The 21,758-nt window shown below is 68.7% G+C and carries 16 protein-coding genes and 2 pseudogenes; 8 read left to right on the top strand and 10 right to left on the bottom strand.

The window, feature by feature from the left end; genetic code table 11:
* Positions 1–16: 16 nt before the first annotated feature.
* Positions 17–1,877 (bottom strand): annotated as a pseudogene (locus tag MJO54_RS21345) (hypothetical protein).
* On the opposite strand from MJO54_RS21345, the gene MJO54_RS21340 reads away from it, so the two are divergent.
* Entirely contained in the window at positions 1,843–2,787 is a 945-nt protein-coding gene (locus MJO54_RS21340; RefSeq protein ID WP_064888668.1) for an NAD-dependent epimerase/dehydratase family protein, read from the top strand. The pseudogene MJO54_RS21345 and the gene MJO54_RS21340 sit on opposite strands and share 35 nt — an antisense overlap.
* A 147-nt stretch (positions 2,788–2,934) precedes the next feature.
* Positions 2,935–7,503 carry a cation-translocating P-type ATPase gene (locus MJO54_RS21335; protein ID WP_105295261.1) on the top strand — a complete coding sequence of 1,523 codons (4,569 nt, stop codon included), beginning with the start codon at positions 2,935–2,937 and terminating at the stop codon, positions 7,501–7,503.
* A gap of 10 nt (positions 7,504–7,513) precedes the next feature.
* Here MJO54_RS21335 and MJO54_RS21330 read toward each other — a convergent pair whose 3' ends face one another.
* The 4 genes and pseudogenes from MJO54_RS21330 to MJO54_RS21315 all read right to left on the bottom strand — a co-directional run bounded on the left by MJO54_RS21330 (position 7,514) and on the right by MJO54_RS21315 (position 10,182).
* Positions 7,514–7,684, bottom strand: coding sequence for an Rv1535 domain-containing protein (locus tag MJO54_RS21330; RefSeq protein WP_165797910.1), 171 nt, complete (start codon positions 7,682–7,684; stop codon positions 7,514–7,516).
* Positions 7,685–7,852: 168 nt separating this feature from the next.
* A pseudogene (locus tag MJO54_RS21325) lies at positions 7,853–8,185 on the bottom strand (DUF2304 domain-containing protein); the annotation flags it as partial.
* Positions 8,182–8,880 carry a polyprenyl-phospho-N-acetylgalactosaminyl synthase PpgS gene (gene ppgS / locus MJO54_RS21320; RefSeq protein ID WP_064888671.1) on the bottom strand — a complete coding sequence of 233 codons (699 nt, stop codon included), beginning with the start codon at positions 8,878–8,880 and terminating at the stop codon, positions 8,182–8,184. The gene ppgS and the pseudogene MJO54_RS21325, both read right to left, overlap by 4 nt.
* Before the next feature lie 27 nt (positions 8,881–8,907).
* Complete coding sequence (locus MJO54_RS21315) at positions 8,908–10,182, bottom strand: MATE family efflux transporter (RefSeq protein WP_174549755.1); 1,275 nt, start codon at positions 10,180–10,182, stop codon at positions 8,908–8,910.
* A gap of 78 nt (positions 10,183–10,260) precedes the next feature.
* On the opposite strand from MJO54_RS21315, the gene MJO54_RS21310 reads away from it, so the two are divergent.
* Positions 10,261–11,250, top strand: a complete 990-nt coding sequence (locus MJO54_RS21310) for a TerC/Alx family metal homeostasis membrane protein (protein WP_046284375.1) — start codon at positions 10,261–10,263, stop codon at positions 11,248–11,250.
* Here the strand turns inward: MJO54_RS21310 and MJO54_RS21305 are convergent.
* Positions 11,239–11,676 carry a nitroreductase/quinone reductase family protein gene (locus MJO54_RS21305; protein ID WP_046284376.1) on the bottom strand — a complete coding sequence of 146 codons (438 nt, stop codon included), beginning with the start codon at positions 11,674–11,676 and terminating at the stop codon, positions 11,239–11,241. The genes MJO54_RS21310 and MJO54_RS21305 overlap by 12 nt on opposite strands.
* Positions 11,677–11,786: 110 nt before the next feature.
* Here MJO54_RS21305 and MJO54_RS21300 point away from each other — a divergent pair, with 110 nt between their 5' ends.
* Positions 11,787–12,485 (top strand): TetR/AcrR family transcriptional regulator, encoded by a 699-nt coding sequence (locus MJO54_RS21300; protein WP_204368926.1) that lies wholly within the window; start codon positions 11,787–11,789, stop codon positions 12,483–12,485.
* Here the strand turns inward: MJO54_RS21300 and MJO54_RS21295 are convergent.
* Positions 12,466–12,954: an inorganic diphosphatase gene (locus MJO54_RS21295; RefSeq protein WP_024441707.1), complete on the bottom strand. Its 489-nt coding sequence runs from the start codon at positions 12,952–12,954 to the stop codon at positions 12,466–12,468. The genes MJO54_RS21300 and MJO54_RS21295 overlap by 20 nt on opposite strands.
* A gap of 79 nt (positions 12,955–13,033) precedes the next feature.
* Between MJO54_RS21295 and dacB the strand changes: the two genes are divergently transcribed.
* From dacB to hpt, 4 genes are read left to right on the top strand one after another with little or no spacing between them, the layout of a single operon-like run.
* On the top strand, positions 13,034–14,410 hold the full coding sequence (gene dacB, locus MJO54_RS21290) for a D-alanyl-D-alanine carboxypeptidase/D-alanyl-D-alanine endopeptidase (protein ID WP_046284377.1): 1,377 nt from the start codon (positions 13,034–13,036) through the stop codon (positions 14,408–14,410).
* Positions 14,407–15,441 carry an Rv3626c family coenzyme F420 biosynthesis-associated protein gene (locus tag MJO54_RS21285; protein WP_082108243.1) on the top strand — a complete coding sequence of 345 codons (1,035 nt, stop codon included), beginning with the start codon at positions 14,407–14,409 and terminating at the stop codon, positions 15,439–15,441. The genes dacB and MJO54_RS21285 overlap by 4 nt, the downstream gene beginning before the upstream one ends.
* Positions 15,420–16,382, top strand: a complete 963-nt coding sequence (gene tilS, locus MJO54_RS21280; RefSeq protein ID WP_046284379.1) for a tRNA lysidine(34) synthetase TilS — start codon at positions 15,420–15,422, stop codon at positions 16,380–16,382. Before MJO54_RS21285 ends, tilS begins: the two co-directional genes overlap by 22 nt.
* Positions 16,383–16,412: 30 nt before the next feature.
* A complete protein-coding gene (hpt, locus tag MJO54_RS21275) occupies positions 16,413–17,039 on the top strand; it encodes a hypoxanthine phosphoribosyltransferase (RefSeq protein ID WP_396876556.1) in 627 nt (208 codons plus the stop codon).
* A gap of 28 nt (positions 17,040–17,067) precedes the next feature.
* On the opposite strand, the gene MJO54_RS21270 is transcribed toward hpt, so the two are convergent.
* The 3 genes from MJO54_RS21270 to MJO54_RS21260 are packed head-to-tail and all read right to left on the bottom strand — an operon-like array spanning position 17,068 to position 21,755.
* Positions 17,068–17,400, bottom strand: coding sequence for a heavy-metal-associated domain-containing protein (locus MJO54_RS21270; RefSeq protein ID WP_133164974.1), 333 nt, complete (start codon positions 17,398–17,400; stop codon positions 17,068–17,070).
* A 13-nt stretch (positions 17,401–17,413) separates the two neighbouring features.
* A complete protein-coding gene (locus tag MJO54_RS21265; RefSeq protein ID WP_105294949.1) occupies positions 17,414–21,535 on the bottom strand; it encodes an AMP-binding protein in 4,122 nt (1,373 codons plus the stop codon).
* Positions 21,522–21,755, bottom strand: a complete 234-nt coding sequence (locus MJO54_RS21260; RefSeq protein WP_064888688.1) for an acyl carrier protein — start codon at positions 21,753–21,755, stop codon at positions 21,522–21,524. The genes MJO54_RS21265 and MJO54_RS21260 overlap by 14 nt, the downstream gene beginning before the upstream one ends.
* Positions 21,756–21,758 lie beyond the last annotated feature (3 nt).

Below are 21,758 nucleotides of genomic sequence, written 5' to 3'. Positions count from 1 at the left end.
ACCCAACCTGCCGTCCCTACTTTGGCGCGAGGTAACCGATCGGGCCGACCGCGACGCACACCGACAGCGCTGCGGTGTCGGCACGCGCGGACATGTTGTATCCGGCGCCGGGCAGTCGCACGAAGACACGGTTGAGGCCCGGTCGGACCCGCACGCGCACATCGGGGCCGTCCGACAGCGACAGTGTCATCGCACCGTCGACGTTGGCCAGGTAGTTGATCTCGGCGGTCCAGTCCGCGGGCAGCAGCGGGCCGTCCAGCGGCAGGGTCGCCGGCCGGTCCGGCTGGATCAGGTAGCCGCAGTGGGGCACCGGCCCGGGAACCAGCGAGCGGACCCACGTCACCTGGGCGTCGGCCACCGTCCCGGCGTTGGTCAGCATCCGCAACTGCGTCGTCGCCGAGGCGAACTCGGGTCGGTCGCGAAGCAGGGCGAACATGTGGCTGGCCAAGTTCTCCGGGTAGACGACCCGTTGCAGCACCAGCGGGTCGACCTCTTGGTCCAGCATCGGCGCATCGGAGGCGGCATGTGCCGCGGCCAGACCGTGGCGGGCATTCTGCAGGTACGCCCGAGCCGGATCGTCCCGCCAGCAGGACAAGAACGTCGCCGTCGAATACAGGCTGCTCGCGGTGAACGTCACCGCCAGGCCTGTCACCGCAACGGTGCGCAGCGGTGAGGCGTCCAGCCGCCGTGACGAGGCGCGGTTCGGGGCGCACAACCCGACCGCGCCCAGGATCGCCAGCACCACGACGAGATCGGCCAGGTAGCGCAGGGTTTGAGCCAACTCCAGCGCGGTGAACGCCGAGGAGCGCATCAGATAGATCGGTACCTGGCAGGCCGCCGCGTACCCGGCCGCGGCAAGCCATACCGGCACCAGGCGGTGTTTGCGCGCCAGCGACACCGCCAACAGCCCGGCCAGCACCAGCCACCCCAGCGTCATCACCACTGGTCCCGGCAGCGCCCACGGCGAGGCCGGCGCCCAGCGGGCCCAGGTCCACGGGCCACCGGCGAGGCTCGGGACGATGCCGTGGGTGATCGAGCGCAGCAGCAGGTCGCGGGTCATGTCGAGGTCGAAACTCCACCGCTTCTGATTCACCACCGCCAGGTAGACCCCGATCCACCCGGCGGTCACCGCCAGCATCGCCGTCCACATCCGGGCGCCGGCCCGCCACGCCCCGACGACCGCGCCGGCCAGCGGCTTACCGGAGACATAGCCCAGCAGTGCCGCCACCGTGAACGCGACGAACGGGATCACCGCGGACTTCTCGAAGAACACCAGCCCGCCCAGGTAGGCCAGGGTGGCGGTGCACGCGTAGCGTCGATTCCCGGTGCGCGCCAACAGGATCGCGTCGGCGCATACCCAGGACAATGCGGCGCACAGCGGTAGCGAGTTCAGTGCCGCCGCCCACCATGCGAAGGCCGGCAGGCCCAGCGGAGTCCACAACGCGAAAGTCAGTGGTACCAGCAGCACCGGCCGCCAGCCCAGAATCACCCACAGCACGCGCAGCAACGCGCATGACGACAGCAGCTGCAGCACCACCAGGCTGATCGCCGGCGCGGCCCACTGCAGCGGCCACAGCTTGGCCAGCGCCCCGGCCACCAGGTAGGCGCCCGGCATCACATGACCGTCGTGGTCGTCGAACAGGTACGCCGGCGACAACAGCGGGTGGGTGCCGGCGCGGCCGATCAGGATCAGGTCGTCCCAGTAGAAGTAGCCCCCGAATGCCACCACCGCCCGGACCACCAGCTGCGCGGCGATCAGCGCCAGCGCCGCCCAGCAGACCCACGGCAGGGCGGCAGTCCGGGTGCGCATGGGTCTTTCTTACCTGTCGGTATGGTGGGCCGGTGCGAGCACTGGTCACCGGAGCAGCCGGGTTCATCGGATCGACGTTGGTCGACCGCCTGCGGGCGGACGGGCACCAGGTAGTCGGGCTGGACAATTTCGCCACCGGCCGCGCGGTCAACATCGAGCATCTGGCCGGCGACGCCGGCTTCACCTTCGTCGAGGCCGACATCGTCTCGGCGGACCTGCAGGCGATCCTGGCGCAGCACCAGCCTGAGGTGGTCTTTCACCTGGCCGCTCAGATCGATGTACGCCACTCGGTGGCCGACCCGGTCTTCGACGCCTCGGTCAATGTCGTCGGGACGATCCGGCTGGCCGAGGCCGCGCGGACGTCGGGGGTGCGCAAGATCGTGCACACCTCCTCGGGCGGGTCGATCTACGGCACCCCGAAGCGTTACCCAACCGGCGAAGACGTCCCCACTGATCCCGCTTCGCCGTATGCCGCCGGGAAGGTGGCCGGTGAGATCTACCTCAACACCTTCGGCCACCTCTACGGGCTGCAGTGCTCCCACATCGCGCCGGCCAACGTCTACGGACCTCGCCAGGACCCGCACGGCGAGGCCGGGGTGGTGGCGATCTTCGCCCAGGCGCTGCTGGAGGGCAGGCCCACCAAGGTGTTCGGCGACGGATCGAACACCCGTGACTACGTGTTCGTCGATGACGTGGTGGACGCCTTCGTGCGGGCGTCGGGTGAGCAGGGCAACGGGCAACGCTTCAACGTCGGCACCGGGGTGGAAACCTCCGATAGGCAGCTGCATACCGCGGTTGCCGCCGCCGTCGGTGCGTCTGATGACCCGGAGTTCCACCCGCCGCGCCTCGGTGACCTGAAGCGGTCCTGCCTGGACATCTCGCGGGCCGCGGACGTGCTGGGCTGGCGTCCACAGGTCGCGCTGGCCGACGGGGTGACACGCACCGTCGCATACTTCCGGCAGATGAAGACCATCTGAACTTTGTGGCATACTGGCCGGTCGGAGGGGAGTATTCCCCAATTCGCAGTGTCGTCATCACGTCGCCCGTCATCGGGTGACCGGGGCTGTGGGCCGGCCACCCGGCGGAAGAGACCTCCAGCGCTGCAATAACGCTGGAGGCAATCCATGGATGTTTTCGCAATCGGCCGTTTCGGGCTGGACGCCGTCGGCGCCGTCGCATCGGCCAGCCTGGATCTCGCCGCCATCCCACTGCGCGAAGGCGCCAAGATCCTGGCCGGTGAGCGTTCCGATCTGACCAGCCGACGCAGCTGGCGCGGCGCCGGGCGGGCCTGGATCGAAGTGCACGGGCTCGACGACTCCGACGGTGTGGACATCGGTGCCGAGGTTTCCGAAGCCCTGCGGGCCGAGCCCGGCGTCACCTCGGTGCGGCTGAACCGCCCGTTGTCGCGCGTGGTCGTCGAGATCGGCGACCACGTTTCGCTGGCTGATCTGTGCGCCACGGTGGAAGCCCTGGAAAAGGAAGCGAAGAATGCCGAATTGACCGAGACCGCGGCGTTGCCCGGCGATGGACTGCTGCTGGCCACCAAGGGCGCCATGGTGGGGGCCAACGCGGTAGGGCTGGCGATCGCAACCGTGGGCAGTGCGATGCGCTGGCCGGCCGCGCCCAAGGTCTTCGACGCCGCGGCGTCGGTGGCCCGCTACCAGCCGCTGGTCCGCAACGCGCTGGCGAGCCGGATCGGCCCGGCCAAGACCGACAGGGTGCTTTCCCTGGTCTCGCTCGGGTCGCACGTCATCACCATGTCCCCGGCGATCTTGGCGGTGGATCTGATGGTGGAGGGCCTCAAAGCCTCCGAGACCCGCGCCGGGGCGCTGGCCTGGAATCGCTACGAGCCGGAGCTGGCCCGGTACGCCGAGCACCCGGACGTGCACCCCGCCGCCCGGCCTGTCCCGCGGCCGGACGGTTTGGCCGAGCGCTACCTGAAGCGCACCGCGGTGGCGCAGGTGGTCGCGGCCGGGGCGGTGGGTGCACTGACCCGCAACCTGGACATGACCTCGAGCGCGATCCTGGCCACCTCGCCGAAAGCGGTGCGCACCAGTTGCGAATCGTTCGCTGCGACCCTGGGTCAGGGTCTGGCCGACGCGCACGGCGTGCTGCCGCTGCGTCCGGACAGCCTGCGCCGCCTCGACAAGATCGACACCGTCGTCATCGACCCGCGGGCGCTGATCGGTGAACAACGCCGGGTGGTGCAGATTCGCGGTGCGAGCGAGCATGAGCTGCCGAAGGCGTGGCACAGCGCGCAGAGCCTGCTCGATAAGCCCGGACTGCGCCCGGGCTGGCACCGGGTTCCCGGGATGACGGCCCGCGGCTCGACCCGCACGGAGTCGGTGGAGGCGCTGATCCTGCCCGCGCACCACGCGCTGGCCTCGGCGGTGGTGCTCGAAGGGCGTGCCTCCGGCGCGGAGCTGGTCACGGTGGACACCGAGATCCTCGGCGAGCTGCGTCCCGGCTTCGACGACATCCGGCCGGTCTCCGGTGAAGATCTCGACGGCGCGCTGGCCGCAGCCGTGGCCGACCTGCAGCAGACCGGCCGCACCGTTGCGGTGTTGTCGACCGGGGCGGCGCAGGCGCTGGCGTCGGCGGATCTGGCGCTGGGCGTCATGCCGACGAGCGAGCACCCCGACACCCCGCCGCCTTTTTATGCCGACCTGCTGCTGGCCGACCTGGCCGGGGCCTGGCAGGTGCTGCGCGCACTGCCGGCCGCCCGCACGGCCACCGAGCGTGGGGTCGCGATCTCGATCGGGGCGTCGTCCATCGCCGGGCTGCTTTTGGTCCGCGGGGTTCGGGCGACCATCCCCGGTGTCGGGGCCGGCCCGAGCCGCGGCCCGGGCCCGGTGACCGTCGGTGCGGGCGCCGGAATGCTCTCGGGGTATCTGCTGGCGCGCCGGGTCCTGCGGGCGCACGCACCGAAGCCGGCACCGGCCTACGAGTGGCACGCTATGACGGTCGAGCAGGCGCGCGAGCTGCTGTCGCCGGACGCGGTGACGCCGCTGGCCGAACGCGCGCCGGTCGACGCGGAGACGCAGGGCATGTTCTGGCCGTACTTCCACGCCGTGCGTGAAGAGTTGTCCGACCCGATGACGCCGATCTTGGCGCTGTGCTCGGCGGCGACCGCCATGCTGGGCTCGCCGATCGACGCCGTGATGGTGGGCACGGTGCTCACCGGCAACGCCATGCTGGCCGCCTATCAGCGGTTGCGGGCCGAGAGCCGGCTGAACACCCTGCTGGCCCAGCAGGCCCCGCCGGCCCGGGTTGTGCTGGTGGGTGCTGACGGCACCCCGTCCTACCACGAGATCCCCGCCGAGCAACTGCTGCCGGGTGACCTCATCGAGGTGCGCAGCAACGAGGTGGTGCCCGCCGACGCCCGGACGATCGAGGTGTCCGACGTCGAAGTCGATGAATCCGCGCTGACCGGCGAATCGCTGTCGGTCGGCAAACAGCTGGACCCGACTCCCGGCGCCGAACTGGCCGAGCGCAGCTCCATGCTGTACGCGGGCACCACGGTGATCGCCGGCAAGGCGCTGGCGATGGTGACCGCCGTGGGCGCCGACACTCAGGCCCGCCGGGCCTCCGAACTGGCCGCCGGCGAGCTGCCCGAAGTCGGCCTGCAGCACCACCTGTCCCAGCTGATGTACCGGACCTTCCCCTACAGCGCCGCCGGCGGCGTAGCGGTCGGCGCGCTCGGCCTGCTGCGCCAGGGCGGGCTGCGGGTCGCACTGGGCAACGCGATCGCGGTCGCGATCGCCGCCGTCCCGGAGGGCATGCCGCTGATGGCCACCTTGGCCCAGCACGCGTCGTCACAGCGGTTGACCAAAACCGGTGCGCTGGTGCGCATCCCGCGGTCGGTGGAGGCGCTCGGCCGGGTCGACGTGGTCTGCTTCGACAAGACCGGAACGCTTTCGGAGAACCGGCTGCGGGTCGCCACGGTGCGACCGCTTGCGGGATATTCCGACGACGACGTACTCGGCACGGCCGCGCAGGCGGCGCCGGCTCCCGACGGTGCGGCCCACGCGCACGCCACCGACCAGGCCATCGTCGAGGGCGCGGCGGCCGCCGCCGGCGCCCGGCCGTGGATCGAGCCCGACGCTCACCTGCCGTTCCGTTCCGGCCGGGCCTTCTCGGCGTCGGTGCTGGGATCGGAGCTGCTGGTCAAGGGCGCGCCGGAAGTGGTGTTGGGGGCCTGCAAGAACGCCGACGCCAAGGTCGAGCAGCAGGTGGCCGCGATGGCCGCCCAGGGTCTGCGGGTGATCGCGGTCGCCCACGGCAAGCTGACCGCCGCCCAGGTGCAGGCCGTCCAGGACGATTCCGAACGTCTCGTGGAGGTCAGCGCATCCGGGCTGACGCTGCTCGGGTTCCTCGGCCTGGCCGACACCCCCCGGGCCGACGCTCCGCAGCTGCTCGCCGATCTGGCCGCCCGCGGCGTCGACATCCGAATGATCACCGGTGATCACCCGATCACGGCCACCGCGATCGCCGCCGAGATGGGCGTGACCGTCGCCCCCGAGCAGGTCATCACCGGCTCGGAGTGGAATGCCTTGAACCGCAAGGAACAAGAGCGTGTGGTCTGCGAGCGGGTGATCTTCGCCCGGATGTCGCCGGAGAACAAGGTGCAGATCGTCCAGACTCTGGAGCGTGCTGGCCGGGTATCGGCGATGGTGGGCGACGGCGCCAACGACGCCGCCGCGATCCGGGCCGCCACGGTGGGGCTGGGTGTGGTGGCACACGGCAGCGACTCGGCACACGCCACGGCCGACGTGGTGCTGACCGACGGCAAGATCGGTGCCCTGGTCGACGCGATCGACGAGGGTCGGCGACTGTGGCGCGGTGTGCAACTGGCCATCTCCGGATTGCTGGGCGGCAACGCCGGCGAAGTGATGTTCTCCGTCATCGGCACGGCAATCACCGGGAATTCACCGCTGAACACCCGGCAGCTGCTGTTGATGAACACCCTGACCGACGCGCTGCCGGCCACCGCCGTGGCGGTGAGCACGCCGGCCGGCCCGATCGGTGACGCGGTGCCTGGACTCGACGAGCGCAAACTGTGGCGCGCGGTGGCGTTCCGCGGCGGAGTCACCGCCGCGGCGGGCACCGCAGCCTGGGCGATGGCCTCCGCAACGGGTCTGCCGCAGCGGGCGGCAACGGTGGCGCTGATCTCGCTGGTGACCACCGAACTCGGTCAGACCGTGGTGGATTCGCGGGCGCCGATGGTGCTGGCTACCGCGGCCGGATCGTTCGCGCTGTTCGCGGCGATAGTCTCCACGCCCGGGGTCAGCCAGTTGTTGGGTTGCACGCCGGTCGGCCCGATCGGCTGGGCGCAGGGCCTCGGCACGGCCGCGGCGGCCACCGCCGCGGTGGCCGTGGCGAGCCGCTTCGCGGCGCCCGCCAAGGAGGCCAAGGAGATCGCCGCTCCCACCCAGGAGCTCGAGGCCCCCATCAAGGCGCTGTCGGCGGTTCCGGCGGTTCCGGAGAAGAAGGCTCCAGTTGCCAAGAAGGCCGCCGCCAAGAAGGCGCCGGTCAAGAAGGCCCCGGTGAAGAAGGCTCCGGCCAAGAAAGCCCCGGTGACGAAGGCCGCGGCCAAGCAGACCGCGGCGGCCAAGGAGACCCCGGCCAAGAAGGCGCCGGCCAGAAAGGCCGCCGCGAAGAAGTCGTCGGCGAAGCTGGAGCTGGTGCGCTGAGGCCGTCCCGTTACGCCGGCTGAAGCACTGTCACCTGCGGCAGTGGTCGCTTGGGTGCGCGAAGTCGCACCTCCAGCAGTCCGGCGCGCCAGAGCACTGCGTACAGCTCGACCACCGGCACTGTCAGGAGTGCCCCTGTCACGTCGGCCAGAGGTTCTGCCAGGATGTCGCTACCCCGCATACCTGCAACGGTGAGGGCTGGAATCGGACGATCGGCAAACCCGCTGTTACCGCTGGGACAACTGTTGCCGAATTACTGTGTTTTAGGCGGTTCCAGCTTCGCCTCTCCTGCGTCGAGCCTCGCTAAACCGCCGGTTTTAGGCGGTTCCAGCTTCGCTAATCCGCCGGTTTCGGGCGGTTGGGCTTGGGTAAGCGCTATCGCCCTCGCCAGCCGGGCATAGCGCAGCTCCAGATCGCGGAATCGCATATAGGTGCTCAGCGTGGTGAACGCGAAAACCATGATCAGCACGTACAGCATCAGATCGGTGCCGCGGCGCACCCCGAGCCAGTTGGCCAACACGGTGGTGTCGTCGGGGCGCAGCACCGCATAGATACCGGCCACCACGAACACCAGGTAGCCGACCTTCACCCACGCCCGCGACTGGGCGGACCGACGCGACAGCAACAGGTAGATCAGCAGCATCAGCACCGCTGCGATGAGCAGAACCTTGATCCAGTTCATCGCGACATCCTCTTGCGCAGCAGCCCGTCGAACAGGATGTTGACGCCGTTGAGCAGCGGCTGCCCCTTCGACTTCGAGTAGTCGGTGTAGAGCACCTCGACCGGCTCTTCGCCCACCCGCCAGCGGTTCTCGGCAATCAGGGCAATGAACTCCCCGGCGTGGCTCATCCCGTTCATGGTGAGGTCGAGGCAATCGGCCACTCGGCGGTTGAACACCCGCAGGCCGTTGTGGGCGTCGGAGAGCCCAAGTCGGCGAATTCGCGGGTTGATCCATACCGCGGTCCGCAGCACCGCCCGTTTGAGCGGCGGCACCGTCGCGGCCGCTTTGGGTGCGGCGAACCGGGTGCCGATCACGATGTCGAGGTCGGCGGTGTCGAGATGGTCGATCATGCGCCTCAGGTCGGCCACCCGGTGCTGGCCGTCGGCGTCGAAGGTGGCGAACAGTCGTGCGCCGGGCTGGCGGCGGGCGAACTCGACGCCGGTCTGAATGGCCGCACCCTGACCGAGGTTGACCGGATGGCGCACCACGTAGGCGCCCGCGCGCCGCGCCGTGACGGCGGTGTCGTCAGTGCTTCCGTCGTCCACGCAGACCACGTAGTCGAAAACCGAACGGATCCCGGCGATCACGTCACCGATGACGGTCGCCTCGTTGAACGCCGGGACGATGATCCAGACATCGGGGTAGCGGGTATCGATGGTTTAGAAAATACACGCCTGCCCGGCTTACGAATCGGTGCGCAACGCGGCCAGATGCACGGCGATTCCCACCAGGGGACCGCACAGCAGGGCCACCACGGTTCTGGTCGGCAGGTCCAGCGGCAGCAGCAGGAGCAAGGTCGAGGCCACCGTGGCGCCCACCCAGCCCAGCGCGTAGGCGCGGTGCAGTGCCGCGGCCACCGTCGCCGCCCCGGTCAGCGTCAGCAGCGCGATTGCGGTGGCTGCCGTCGTCAGCCCGGCCAGCAGTAGCCCGTCGGCACGGTAATCCGCGCCGAACACCGTGCGCAGCAGCCAGGGCCCGAGCAGACCCGCGGCCACGGCGCCCAGCGCGCCCAGTGCGGCGACGGCCGCCGCCGGGGTGCGTAGCGCCCGCAGTCGGCGGCCCCGCTGGTCGACGAAGTGCGCGATCAGGTTGCCCTGCATGGCGGTCAGCGGCACCAGCAGCGGTGCCCGGGTCACCGTGACCGCCAGGATCACCACGCCGCCCGCGGCGCCCAATTCGCCGTAGGTGGCCTGCAGCAGCACCGGAAAACCCATCACCAGGACCGCGCTGGCTCCGGCTGCGGTGATCGAATGCGCCGCACCGCGCAGGAATCCCGCCGTGCTCACCGGAGTCAGCAGTCGCGCAGCGGAGCGGGCGGTGGGTGAGGCGGCCAGCAGCAGCAGCCAAGCCAGCGCGCCGGCCACGGTGGCCCACAAGAACCCGAGCAGGCCCCAGCCGATGACGAACGTCGCGGTGGCCACCGCCACCCGGATGCCCGCATCGGTCACCATCAGCGCGCCGTACTGCGTCCAGCGGTTGGCGCCGGCCAACATGCCGAGCAGCGTGGCGTGCACCGCGAAGTTGGCCAGCCCGAAGCACAGCAGGCCCACCGACAGCCAGCGTGCCTCGACGAACACGTGGCCGCTCCACAGCGGCGAGCTGGCAGCAACCACGCCGGCCGCCACCAGCCCGGTCAGCCCGGCAACCCGTAGCGGGCGGGTGTGTGGCGTGGAGGGGCGCTTGCGGGCCGAGTCTCCGGCAAACCGGACTTCCCGGGTGGTCTCCTGCAGCAGCCCGTTGGCGGCGCCGTTGACCAGGCCGAACGCGCCCCAGAAAACGCCGAACACCGAGAAACCTGCCGGATCCAGATCGCGTGCCGCCAGGTATAGCACCGCGTAGCCGCAGAGGGCGCTGAGCAGGGTTGCGGTGCCGACCCGCGCCATACTGGCTCGGGCGACGGGGCCCGTGGCCACCCCACGCGGGAACCCGGGGGATCCGGTACCACCGACATCGGTCACCACGGCGAAAATACTAAGCGGGTCGCAGGGTACGGTCGGTCAGCCCGCTGAACTGACTCGACGACCGGAGGCCCCCCGTTGGACCCGTCGCTGTTGGAATGGCTGGTGACATTCGCAGGCCTGGGCGCGGTGCTCGGTTTCGATCTGTTCCTGGTGGCCCGCCGCGTACACGAGCCGTCGATGCGCGAAGTCGCGATCCGGCTGTCGTGCTACATCGGGCTGGCGGTGGCGTTCGGCGTCTGGGTGTGGCATTTTCACGGCGCGAAATACGGCATGCAGTTCTACGCGGGCTGGTTGACCGAGTACAGCCTGTCGGTGGACAACCTGTTCGTGTTCGTGATCATCATGAACAGCTTCAACGTGCCCAAGAAGTACCGTCAGGAGGCGCTGTTCGTCGGCATCATTCTGGCGCTGTCGTTTCGGGCGGTGTTCATCGCGCTCGGCGGCGTCGCCGTGCAGCGATTGTCCTGGACATTCTACGTGTTCGGTGCGTTCATGGCCTACACCGCGATCAAACTGCTGCGTCATTCCGACCCCACCGGGGAAGGTGAGGGCGAGGGCGGCAACAACGCCGTGGTGAGGTTTGCGCGCACCCATTTCAACGCCACTGATCGCTGGGCCGGCGTGCGGTTCTTCGTCCGGGACAACGCCGGGGCGTGGGCCGTCACCCCGATGTTTCTGGTCGCGCTCGCGTTGGGCACCACCGATCTGGTGTTCGCGATGGACTCCATCCCGGCCATCTACGGGCTGACTCGCCAGCCCTACCTGGTGTTCACCGCCAACGTGTTCGCCCTGATGGGATTGCGGCAGTTGTTCTTCATCCTCGGCAAGCTGCTGAGCCGGCTGGTCTATCTGTCCCAGGGTCTGGCGGTGATCCTGGGCTTCATCGGGGTGCGGATGGTGTTGCACGCCCTGCGCACCAACGAGGTGTGGTTCATCAATTCCGGCCGTCCGCTCAATGTCCCGGAGATCCCGACCCCGGTCAGTCTGGGGGTCGTGGTGGGGGTATTGCTGCTGACGACGGGGGCCAGCTTGTACCGGACCCGCGGGGCTACTTCAGCGCAGTGAGAAGACCGGGAATGACGGCGCCGCGCCCCGTAGTTCGTCGTCGCTGGCATCCGGCGTCAGCCCCATCACGTATCCCTTGACCTGCCAGTACCACCGTTGCAGATAGCGGCGTAGCACCTCCGGTTTATCTTCGTCGGGCACCTCGATGACCTGAGCCGGGCGCGGCCGCCACCGCGGCCCGACCTCGATCTCGCCGGCGGCGCGCACATTGCGAACCCACTCGGTGTTGCCGCGCGGCGAGACCAGGTAGTCCACCCCGTCGACGGTCAGCAGATTGATCACGACACCGCGGCGCTTGCCGCTCTTGCGGCCGCGCACGGAGATCGCGCGGGTGCCGGCAATGCTGATGCCCGACTCGGCCAGCTTGCGGATCACCGTGTTGGCGAATCGGGCGGCGGCGTTGGGTCGGTCGTATCCGGCGGCCACGGGCTTCCCCTTGCTGACGATAGCGAGAGCAGCGCTCTCGTTTTGCTGATCGTGACATATTGGCGGGGCCAAAACAAGAGCAGCGCTCTCATATCTGTCAGACTGGTGCCGTGGGAAAGCGGCAGGAATCGCGGGAACGCATCGAGGCGCAGATCATCGAGGTCGGACGGCGTCATCTGCACACCCACGGGGCGGCCGGGCTGTCGCTGCGAGCGGTCGCTCGCGATGTGGGCATGGTGTCCTCGGCGGTCTACCGGTACGTGGGCAGCCGCGACGAGTTGATCACCCTGCTGCTGGTCGACGCCTACAACGACCTGGCCGATGCCGTCGGCCGGGCCCGCGCATCGGCCCCGTCGGTGCCGTGGCGCGAGGACATCGTGACGATCGCCCACGCGGTGCGGGACTGGGCGCTAACCCATCCGGCCGGGTGGGCGCTGCTGTACGGCAGCCCGGTTCCCGGCTATCACGCGCCGGCTGAACAGACCGTGGTTCCAGGCACCCGGGTTGTTGGAGCGCTCTTCGAAGCGATCGCGGCGGGCATCGCGGCCGGCGATATCGCGTCGGGGAAAAATGGTGCAGCGCAACCTCTGTCGGCGGATTTCGAACGACTCCGCGTCGAGTTCGGCTTCCCCGGCGACGATGCCGTCATCGCCAAATGCTTCCTGCTGTGGGCGGCTCTGGTTGGCGCGGTCAGCCTGGAGGTGTTCGGCGGGTATGGCGAGGACACCTTGTCGGCACCGGGGACGGTGTTCGACGTCCAGCTCACGCTACTGCTGGACGTGTTGGGGGTCAGTGACCGGAGGTCTTGAACCGCTCGATCGACCGGGTGATCTCGGCCTCGGCTTCGGCGCGGTCAACCCAGTCGGCGGCCTTGACGAACTTGCCCGGCTCCAGGTCCTTGTAGTGCACGAAGAAGTGCTTGATCGCATCCAGCTCGTAGGCGGGCACGTCGCTGATGTCCTGGATGTGGTCCCACCGGTGGTCACCGGCCGGCACACACAGCACCTTGGCGTCGCCGCCGGCTTCGTCGGTCATCTGGAACATCCCGACCGGACGTGCCTCGACCAGCACGCCGGGGAACACCGACTGCGGCAGCAGCACCATCGCGTCCAGCGGGTCGCCGTCCTCGCCGAGGGTGTCCTCGATGAAGCCGTAGTCGGTGGGGTAGCCCATCGGCGTGTACAGGTAGCGGTCGAGCTTGACCCGCCCGGTGGCGTGGTCGACCTCGTACTTGTTGCGCTGGCCCTTGGGGATTTCGATGGTCACGTCGAATTGCACCGGGTCAGTCTAGAGCGGCCCGGATTCACGCCCGGACTCCGCCCGTCCGGCACAATTGCGCCTGACAGGCAGGAGAGACATGCAACCCACTCGGTGGCGACACAGCAGCGCCCATCTGGGTATCGCGGCTGCGGTGCTGGCGTTGGCCGCCGCCGTGGTGGTCGTGGCGGTCGTTGTGCTTCCGGACGAATCCGGCGCAGGTGCGCGCGTCGTGTCGCCAGCACCGGTGGCGACCGCAAAACCCGGGGTGGTTCCGGTTTCCGACGACGCCCCGATGCCGGTGGGCAGTGCACTTGCCGCAGCCATGGCCCAGGCGTTGGCCGACCCGAACCTGGGCCGGCTCACCGGCCGCATCACCGATGCACTCACCGGCAAGGCGCTGTGGACCCAGCAGGAAGACCTGCCTATGCAGCCGGCGTCCACCAACAAGGTGCTCACCGCGGCGGCCGCCCTGTTGGCGCTGGATCAGGGCGCCCGGGTCACCACCCGGGTGACGGCGAGCGATCAGCCCGGGGTGGTGGTGTTGGTGGGTGGCGGCGACCCCACGTTGTCGACGGCCGAGGTCGGTCAGGACACCTGGTATCGCGAAGCCGCGCGCATCAGCGATCTGGCCGAGCAGGTGCGCCGTAGCGGGGTGAGCGTCACCGAGGTGCAGGTCGACACGTCGGCGTTCACCGGCCCGACCATGGCCCAGGGCTGGGACGCCGAGGACATCGAAGGCGGTGACATCGCCCCGATCGAGGCGGTGATGGTCGACGGCGGCCGCGTCCAGCCGACCACCGTCGAGTCCCGGCGATCGACGACACCGGCGCTGGACGCCGGAAAGGCACTGGCCGCGGAGTTGGGCGTCGACCCCGACAACGTGAGCATCGCGTCCTCGTCGGTGACCGGACGCGAGCTGGGCGCGGTCCGATCGGCGCCGCTGGTGGTCCGTCTGGGCGAGATGATGAACGCCTCGGACAACGTGATGGCCGAATCCATCGCCCGTGAGGTGGCCGCGGCGATGGGCCGGCCCCGCTCGTTTTCCGGAGCGGTCGACGCGGTGACCAACCGGCTGGCCACCGCCCACATCGCGGTCAGCGGAGCCAGCCTGCAGGACTCCAGCGGGTTGTCGGTCGACGACCGGCTGTCGGCCCGGACCCTCGATGCGGTGGTGCAGGCGGCCGCTGGGCCGGACCTGCCCGAGCTGCGCCCGCTGCTGGACATGCTGCCGGTCGCCGGCGGCAGCGGCACGCTGTCCGAGCGGTTTCTCAACCCCAAGATCGGGCGTGGCGCAGCCGGCTGGCTGCGGGCCAAGACCGGCTCGCTGACCCGCACCAATGCGCTGGCCGGCATCGTCACCGACCGCGACCAGCGGGTGCTGACGTTTGCGTTCATCTCCAACGACGCCGGTCCCACCGGGCGCACGGCGATCGACGCGCTGGCCGCGGTGCTGCGAACCTGCGGATGCGGATGAGCGAATCCGACGTCGGCAGCGCGGTGGACTTCGAGTTCGCCGCGACGGTCGGTGGCTGGCTGGCACGGCCCGCACCGCCGATGACCGACTACACCCGCCGCCAGGTCATCGAGGAATTGCACGCCAGTGCCCGCGCGGCAGAACCGCTGGTCCGAGAGGTCACCGGTCTCGGCGAGGACGGCCCGGTCCCCGACGCTCGCGTGGTCGACCGGCGGCAGTGGATCGCCGCGGCCGCCGAATCGATGCGGGTGATGATGGGCGCCTCGGAGCGGCCCGCCGGTTTCCTCACCAGCCGGCTGACCGGGGCGCAGGCCGGTGCGGTGTTGGCCTTCGTGTCGTCGGGCATCCTCGGGCAATACGACCCGTTCTGTGCGGGTGGTGGGGCGCTACTGCTGGTCTATCCCAACGTGGTGGCCATCGAGCGCCAGCTGCAGGTGACGCCGGCCGACTTCCGGCTGTGGGTCTGCCTGCACGAGGTGACGCACCGCGTGCAGTTCAGCGTCAACCCGTGGCTGGCCGGCTACATGTCGGATGCGCTGGCGGTACTGACCGGCGACAGCAGCCCGGACCTCACCCAGGTGGTGGGCCGGTTGGCCGACTATCTGCGGGGCCGCCAGAACGACGACGAGTCGCCGGGACCGTCGGGGATCCTGGGCCTGGTGCGGGCGGTGCAGTCCGAGGAGCAGCGCACCGCGCTGGACCAGTTGCTGATGCTGGGCACGCTGCTCGAAGGCCACGCCGACCACGTGATGGACGCGGTCGGGCCGCTGGCGGTGCCATCGGTGGCGACCATTCGGAACCGCTTCGAGGAACGCCGTCAGCGCAGCCAGCCGCCGTTGCAGCGGCTGTTGCGGGCGCTGCTTGGCCTCGACGCCAAGATGAGCCAGTACACCCGCGGCAAGGCCTTCGTCGACGCCGTGGTCGGTCGCGTCGGCATGGACCGGTTCAACGTGGTGTGGTCGGGTCCGCAGACTCTGCCGCTGCCCGCCGAGATCGAAGAGCCCCAGCGGTGGATCGACCGGGTGCTGTAGCCGCGCTGCGCGCCGCGCTGGGGGCGTTCGCCGAGCAGTTTCTGCCGCAGAGGGGACGCTGGGCGGTCGCGTTGTCCGGTGGACCGGATTCGTTGGCGCTGACCGCCGTCGCCGCCGCGATGCGGCCCACCACCGCGCTGATCGTCGACCATGGCCTGCAAGCCGGTTCGGCCCAGGTGGCCAAGACTGCGTACCGTCAGGCGCTCGACCTGGGATGCGTTGATGCGCAGGTCATTCCGGTGACCGTGGGGGTCGCGGGAGGTCCGGAGGCGGCGGCGCGGACGGCCCGTTACGCCGCGCTGGCCGAAGCCCGCGGCCGGGATCCCGTACTGCTCGGACACACCCTCGACGATCAGGCCGAGACAGTGCTACTCGGGCTGGGCCGCGGTTCGGGCGCCCGGTCGATGGCCGGGATGCGGCCATACGACCCACCGTGGTGCCGGCCGCTGCTGGGGGTGCGGCGCGCCCAGACCGCACAAGCCTGCACCGAACTGGGGCTGACGCCGTGGCTCGACCCGCACAACAGCGACGGTCGCTTCACCCGGGTGCGGCTGCGGGCCGAAGTGCTGCCGCTGTTGGAAGATGTGCTGGGCGGCGGGGTGGCCGAAGCGCTGGCCCGCACCGCGATCGCGCTGCGAGAGAACACCGAGCTCATCGATGGCTTGGCCGAGCAGGCGCTGTCCGGCGCCACCACGGGCGCCGCGTTGGACGCTGCCGCGCTGGCGACCTTGGCGGGCCCGGTGCGGCTGGCGGTGATCCGGCGCTGGCTGATCGACGGAGGCGGACGCGGCCTGACCGATCTGCAGATCCGCGCGGTGGACCGGCTGGTGACGGCCTGGCGCGGCCAGGGGGGAGTGGCGATCGGATCGGACCTGCGGGGACAGCGGCTGTTCGCGGTTCGCGGGGACGGGCTGCTGCGGCTGCGCAGCGAGCCGGTCTGAGCCACGGGGTGGGAGTTTCCGTCGCTGCAGTTGGTTGTCGAACTCCTGCCATGGCACGCTGTGCTGGTGGCTGCGATCTTGCCGGGGGGAAAACCCGAGTTGTACGCGGGTGACATCAAATCGGTGTTGCTGACCGAGGAGCAGATCCGGACCCGCACTGCCGAACTCGCTGCGCGGATCGCCGCCGACTACGCCGAGGGCAGCGCCGAGAGCGGCGACCTGCTGCTGATCACCGTGCTCAAGGGCGCGGTGCTGTTCGTCACCGATCTTGCCCGGGCGATTCCGCTGCCCACGCAGTTCGAGTTCATGGCGGTCAGCTCCTATGGTTCGTCGACGTCGTCGTCGGGGGTGGTGCGCATCCTCAAGGACCTCGACCGTGACATCAGCGACCGCGACGTGTTGATCGTCGAGGACGTCGTCGACTCCGGACTGACCCTGTCGTGGCTGCTGCGCAATCTGGCCACCCGCCGGCCCCGGTCCCTTCGGGTGTGCACCCTGCTGCGCAAACCCGACGCGCTGGGCGCCGGCGTCGACATCGCCTACGTGGGCTTCGACATCCCGAACGACTTCGTGGTCGGTTACGGCCTGGACTACGCCGAGCGCTACCGGGACCTGCCCTACATCGGCACCCTGGACCCGCGGGTTTATCAGGGCTGAGCCCCGCTAGCAGGGCGGCAACGGATTTTCAGATCTGGTGCATCGCCGGTTTGCGCCGGCCCCGCGATAGGAATCGAGTCAGGCTCGCGATTCGCCCGATGGTGCCGCCGGCGATCTGCACATCCTCCGCGGTGCGAGCTCGCTCCGATCGCAGCTCGCCGTGGTAACCGGCATCCGTTATGGCGCCGCATAATGCTGCGACAGCCACGGTGGCGTCGGCGTCGATGGTGGCTGTCGCGGTCGGGAAGTCCACCGAGGCCCGAACTCCGTTGATCGAGTTCAGTTTCAGCTCGATATGCGCCGAGCACATGCGGCAGGTCATTCCGGTTACGTCGAGTTCGATCCGTCGAATGTCGGACAAGGCTTCTCCTTCGTCAGGTCCTCTGGGAGTGGTCGTGGGGCAGGGCCGTCCGGTTCCGCGAACATCCGTGACTCACCAATTCGGGCAGCGACGAAGCGGTGGCAGTCAACGCGGTGACACTGTCGACCTCTATGCCGACAGTCGGGTAGCGCGCCAGGTACTGCGCGTAGGACTGATCGCCCAGGCGTGTTCCGAGCGTGAGCCAGGCGTCGATGACAGCCCAGCGACGCGGGTTCTGTCGTGCCCAGTCACTGTCATCCAGCTGGCTCTTCCACTCGTCGGCATCTCTTTGACGGTTGCCGAACCGAGAGAGGAACGCCGAATACTCCACGGGCGTGCCCCGCAGCACGGTGATGGTGCGGCCTAGGGAAGTCGAGAGCGTGCCCAGGATGGCAGCCGCTGCCGAGCGGCCAACGGTGACTTCCTCGGTCAACGACACGGCCGGGTGAGCACCCAGCGCCGCACATGCATCCGCCAATGCGACCAGAATGTCGGCGGACGTACGCAGTTGATGCGGTTCTCCCAGCACCCGCGGCAGCCGCACCAGGGTGAAGTCCAGATTCGGCGCACTGCGCGCGACGATCAGCTCAGCCAGCGCCTTGGACGCCGCGTAGGGATAGGGGGCGGCGCGCGGATCGACGACCTGCGGTGCAGCGTTTTGCGCGTTCACCACCGAGGTCGACAGATGCACCAGCCCGGCGCCGTGAGCCGCGCAGGCCGCAACGATGTCTGCTACCGCCGCCACATTGGCAGGTCGCAACTCGCGATATGGCACCACCACGTTGGTGTTACCGATGGCATTCACCACGGTCGCAGCTGAAGTGGTGCGTATCAGATCGGAAATTCCTTCTGGGGCAATGCGTTTGATGCGAACGCCCTCGATGCCGGCCAGTGAGCGCCAAGGGGCGGCGTCCGGCAGGTTCGATGTGGTTGCCAGGATCAGCTCGGAGGCGAATCCATCGGCGCGCAGCTCGCCTATGGCGCTAGCGAATCCGGTGCCGAGAATTCCGGAGGCGCCCAGCACCAGAACGGCACCAGTCTCGCTGGCCAGGGGGCCGGGTATTACAGCAGGCGGAGGCGCGGTCAGGCGGGTGAGATCGTCGTCGATCTCGGCGGCAGTGGCCTCGTCCAACCCGATACCGTCGGTGTACTCGAGCAGACGGCTCGCGTTGTCGGCGCTGATCACGTCCAGCAGGGACAGGTGCCACCCGAGGTAGCGGCGGGTGGCAGGCAGGATGCGGATCAAGTCCAGGGAACCGATGCCTTCAGCAAGTAACGAAGAATGAGGCTGAAGTTCGCGGTCGAGGCACCGACTCCAAAGTTCGGCCAGGCCGGCCGCTTGACCTCCTGCGTTTCCGGTGCTTTCGAGTCGGATCCTGGGCAGTCGGTCGACGTCGACTTTGCCGCCGGGCTTGCGTGGGATCTCGGCGACCCCCGACACCACGAATCCGGGTACTCGGGCGGCCAGCAGGATGCTTCGAATGCGTTCCCGAGCCTCAATATCCTGTGCTCCGTCACGGGTGAGCAGAGTCTGAAACCACACTCCGAGCCGGGTCTCCTCGGGCTCGACGGCGACATCGCAGACCGCGGGGTCCTCGGCGATAAGTCGGGTGATCTCGGCGATGTCGACCCGCCGTCCGGCGAGCTTCACGACGGCATCCCTGCGGCCAGCGAACACCAGAAATCCCTGACGGTCCCAGGTGACGCGGTCGGCAGTGGCGAACGCGCGGCGTCGGGTGCCGTCGGCGTCGACCACGGTGCCGAAGGCGCCGGACCTGCCCAGATAGCCGGTCGAAACCATATCTCCGACAACGATGATCTCACCGAAGGCGACGAAAACCGTCTTCGAAACTATCGGGCGACCCACCCGCGGCCGGGTGTCCGATCCGATGACGGATCCCTGCCCACTCAGCGGCAGGTAGGTCACCACCACGGTGGCCTCGGTCGGGCCGTAACTGGAAATCAAAGCGATATGCGAAACTTCAACGGCTGCAAGCCACTTTTCGAGTGAACGCCGGCGAACAGCTTCGCCGCCGATCACAATCTGGCGCAACCCGGATGCTGCCAGAATCTCGAGAATCTCCGGCTCCTCGCAGCACAGATGCCAGACCGCGGTGGGCAGGTCGAGGATGGTGGGCCGGTGTCGCTCGAAGTCGTCGCCCAGCTGCAGCAGATTGCCGGTTCGTACGGCTGATGACCGAATCAGATCAGCGCCGCACTGGGCGGCGCCGAAGATCTCCTCGACACTGATATCCGACGTCAACGGCGCGCACTGCAAGACGGTATCGCTCGACTGCCAACCGTAGGCGCCGCGATGTCCTTGGCAGAAGAGCGCAAGCGCCCCATGGGATATCGGGACCAACTTGGGAACCCCAGTGGAGCCCGAGGTAGGCATGACGTACGCGATCCTGTTCGCCAACATGGCGTCGTTGCGGACCCGACGGAGGCGGTCGTCGACTATCGCCGGATCTGGCGCAGGCGCGGCCGCGGCCACGTCGATGACCCGCGACGAGACTTCGCCTTGCGTTGCGATCGCGTTGGCGCGCTCGGTGAGATCGTCTGCGATGTCGCAAACGCTGTACCCACAGCCGGCCAAGTGACAGGCAAACAAGAGGTCCAGGGTCTTGTCGGTGTGGTCGTCGGCGAGAACCAGCACCTCACCCGGCTCGACGCCGTTGGTGACCAACCAGCTGACCCATGCGTCGACGTAACGGCGGCGTCGGCGCAAACTGCCGACGTCGGCGGCCGTGTCCAGAAACCAAGCCGATGGGGTCTCGGCGTTAGGCCCGGCTGCGCTCCCGGAAGGCAGGCAGCTGCCGTCGGAACAGACCTCGAGCCAGGCGCCGACGCTCATCGCGACCGGTCGATCCCAGCCTGTCGGGAACCGTCGCAGTGCCTCGGCGATCAGGTTTGCGGTTCCCGTGGATTCGCCACGGGTTTGCGGGGGGCCGCCATCCCAGATTGACAGGCTCAGTGTTCGGCCCAGGTCGTCGTGCACGACGGCTACGGTGGGGCACTCGATCGGCCCGATGTCCGTTGTCGACGGCAGGCCGTTCAGGAACGGACGCAGTTCGGGTGCACAGGGCTGCTGTAGGTAGTTGAGCGCTACCGCCTCCATCTGGGGCGCACGGTTGGTCGTCAGATATATCCGGCGATAAAGCTCTTCGCGAAACCAGCGGCGACGCACTCCCTTCACATAGCCGCGGTCTAAGGCGCTGACGAGGTCTCGCACTGAGGCGAACGCCGGAAATCGCACCGACTGGGCGACCGAATTGACCAGGCAGGTAGCCACATCAAGGGCCGGTTCGCCGAATCGATTGTCAACTGCGTGCACCACCATGGCGTCGGCGCTGTGTCGACGGCTCGCATCGACCGCGGCAACTGCTGCCGTCACCAGTATGTGCAGCGGGATCTGCTGTTGTTCGGCCAGCGTTGCTATCGCGTCGTATCGGGTCCCGGTGATCTGTATCGATTCACGCAGCGATCCTCGCCGCGCGCTTCCTGAGGCGGACGGTGACTGCGGTTGGCCGCCGATGTTGATCTCAGCGGTGAGTTCACGCTGGATCGATTCGGTCAGCCGATCGTGTGCTGCGCGCACCTTCTCAGCCTCCCGGCGATGAGCCTCGGCGAGCCGGTCCAGTCCGGCTGCGATGTCGGGCATTTCACCGGGTCCATCCGACAAGAGCCGGCCCAGATCGGCTTCGATCAGTCCGGTTGCGCCGCCGTCGAGCAGAATGTGATGGGCGTGCACCTCCAGCCCGATGACTTCGCCGCTCGCGCCGGTATGCACGGTGTGGCGCACCAGCGGCCGATCGAGGATGCCCGAATCCCACTCGTGGACCAACGGATCCACTTCAGGACCGGAAATCCGTACCAGCTCGTCCACTGCGAGCCGTGGCACCAGGTCCGGGTACTCCGACTCGGTCTCCTCCAGTACGCATAGCTGCACTGGGTTGTTGCGGACGCAGGCCTGCAGCGCGAGAAGAAATTCTCGAAGCGGCAGTGGACGCAACCGGTAGCTGCGACCGATCAGATACAGCGTGGGGTCCCCATCCTGCAGTACCCCCCGGTAGATGTTCTGCTGGGAGACGGACAGTGGAATGCGCCGCGCACGCGCCGAGTCAGGTATGCCCACCGGAATCTCCCAATTCGGTGACCCAGGCGGCGATCGAAAGATCGCGCGCCAAGCGAGCCGGAAGTTCGGACTCGCGGTCCACCCCGAGTCGTTTCATCAGCAGAACGAAGCGCACCGAATCCAATCCGAGGTCGCGTAGGTCGGTGGCGTCACCGTCGAGGAAGTCGCTCTCGTCGATGTAAAGCACGTCGCAGACCGCAGCCAGAATCCGCTGCCGTATAGG

This window comes from Mycolicibacter virginiensis (assembly GCF_022374935.2).
Lineage (GTDB): Bacteria > Actinomycetota > Actinomycetes > Mycobacteriales > Mycobacteriaceae > Mycobacterium > Mycobacterium virginiense.
Note: the sequence above shows the minus strand (reverse complement) of the source record. Positions and strands in the feature narration are given on the sequence as shown.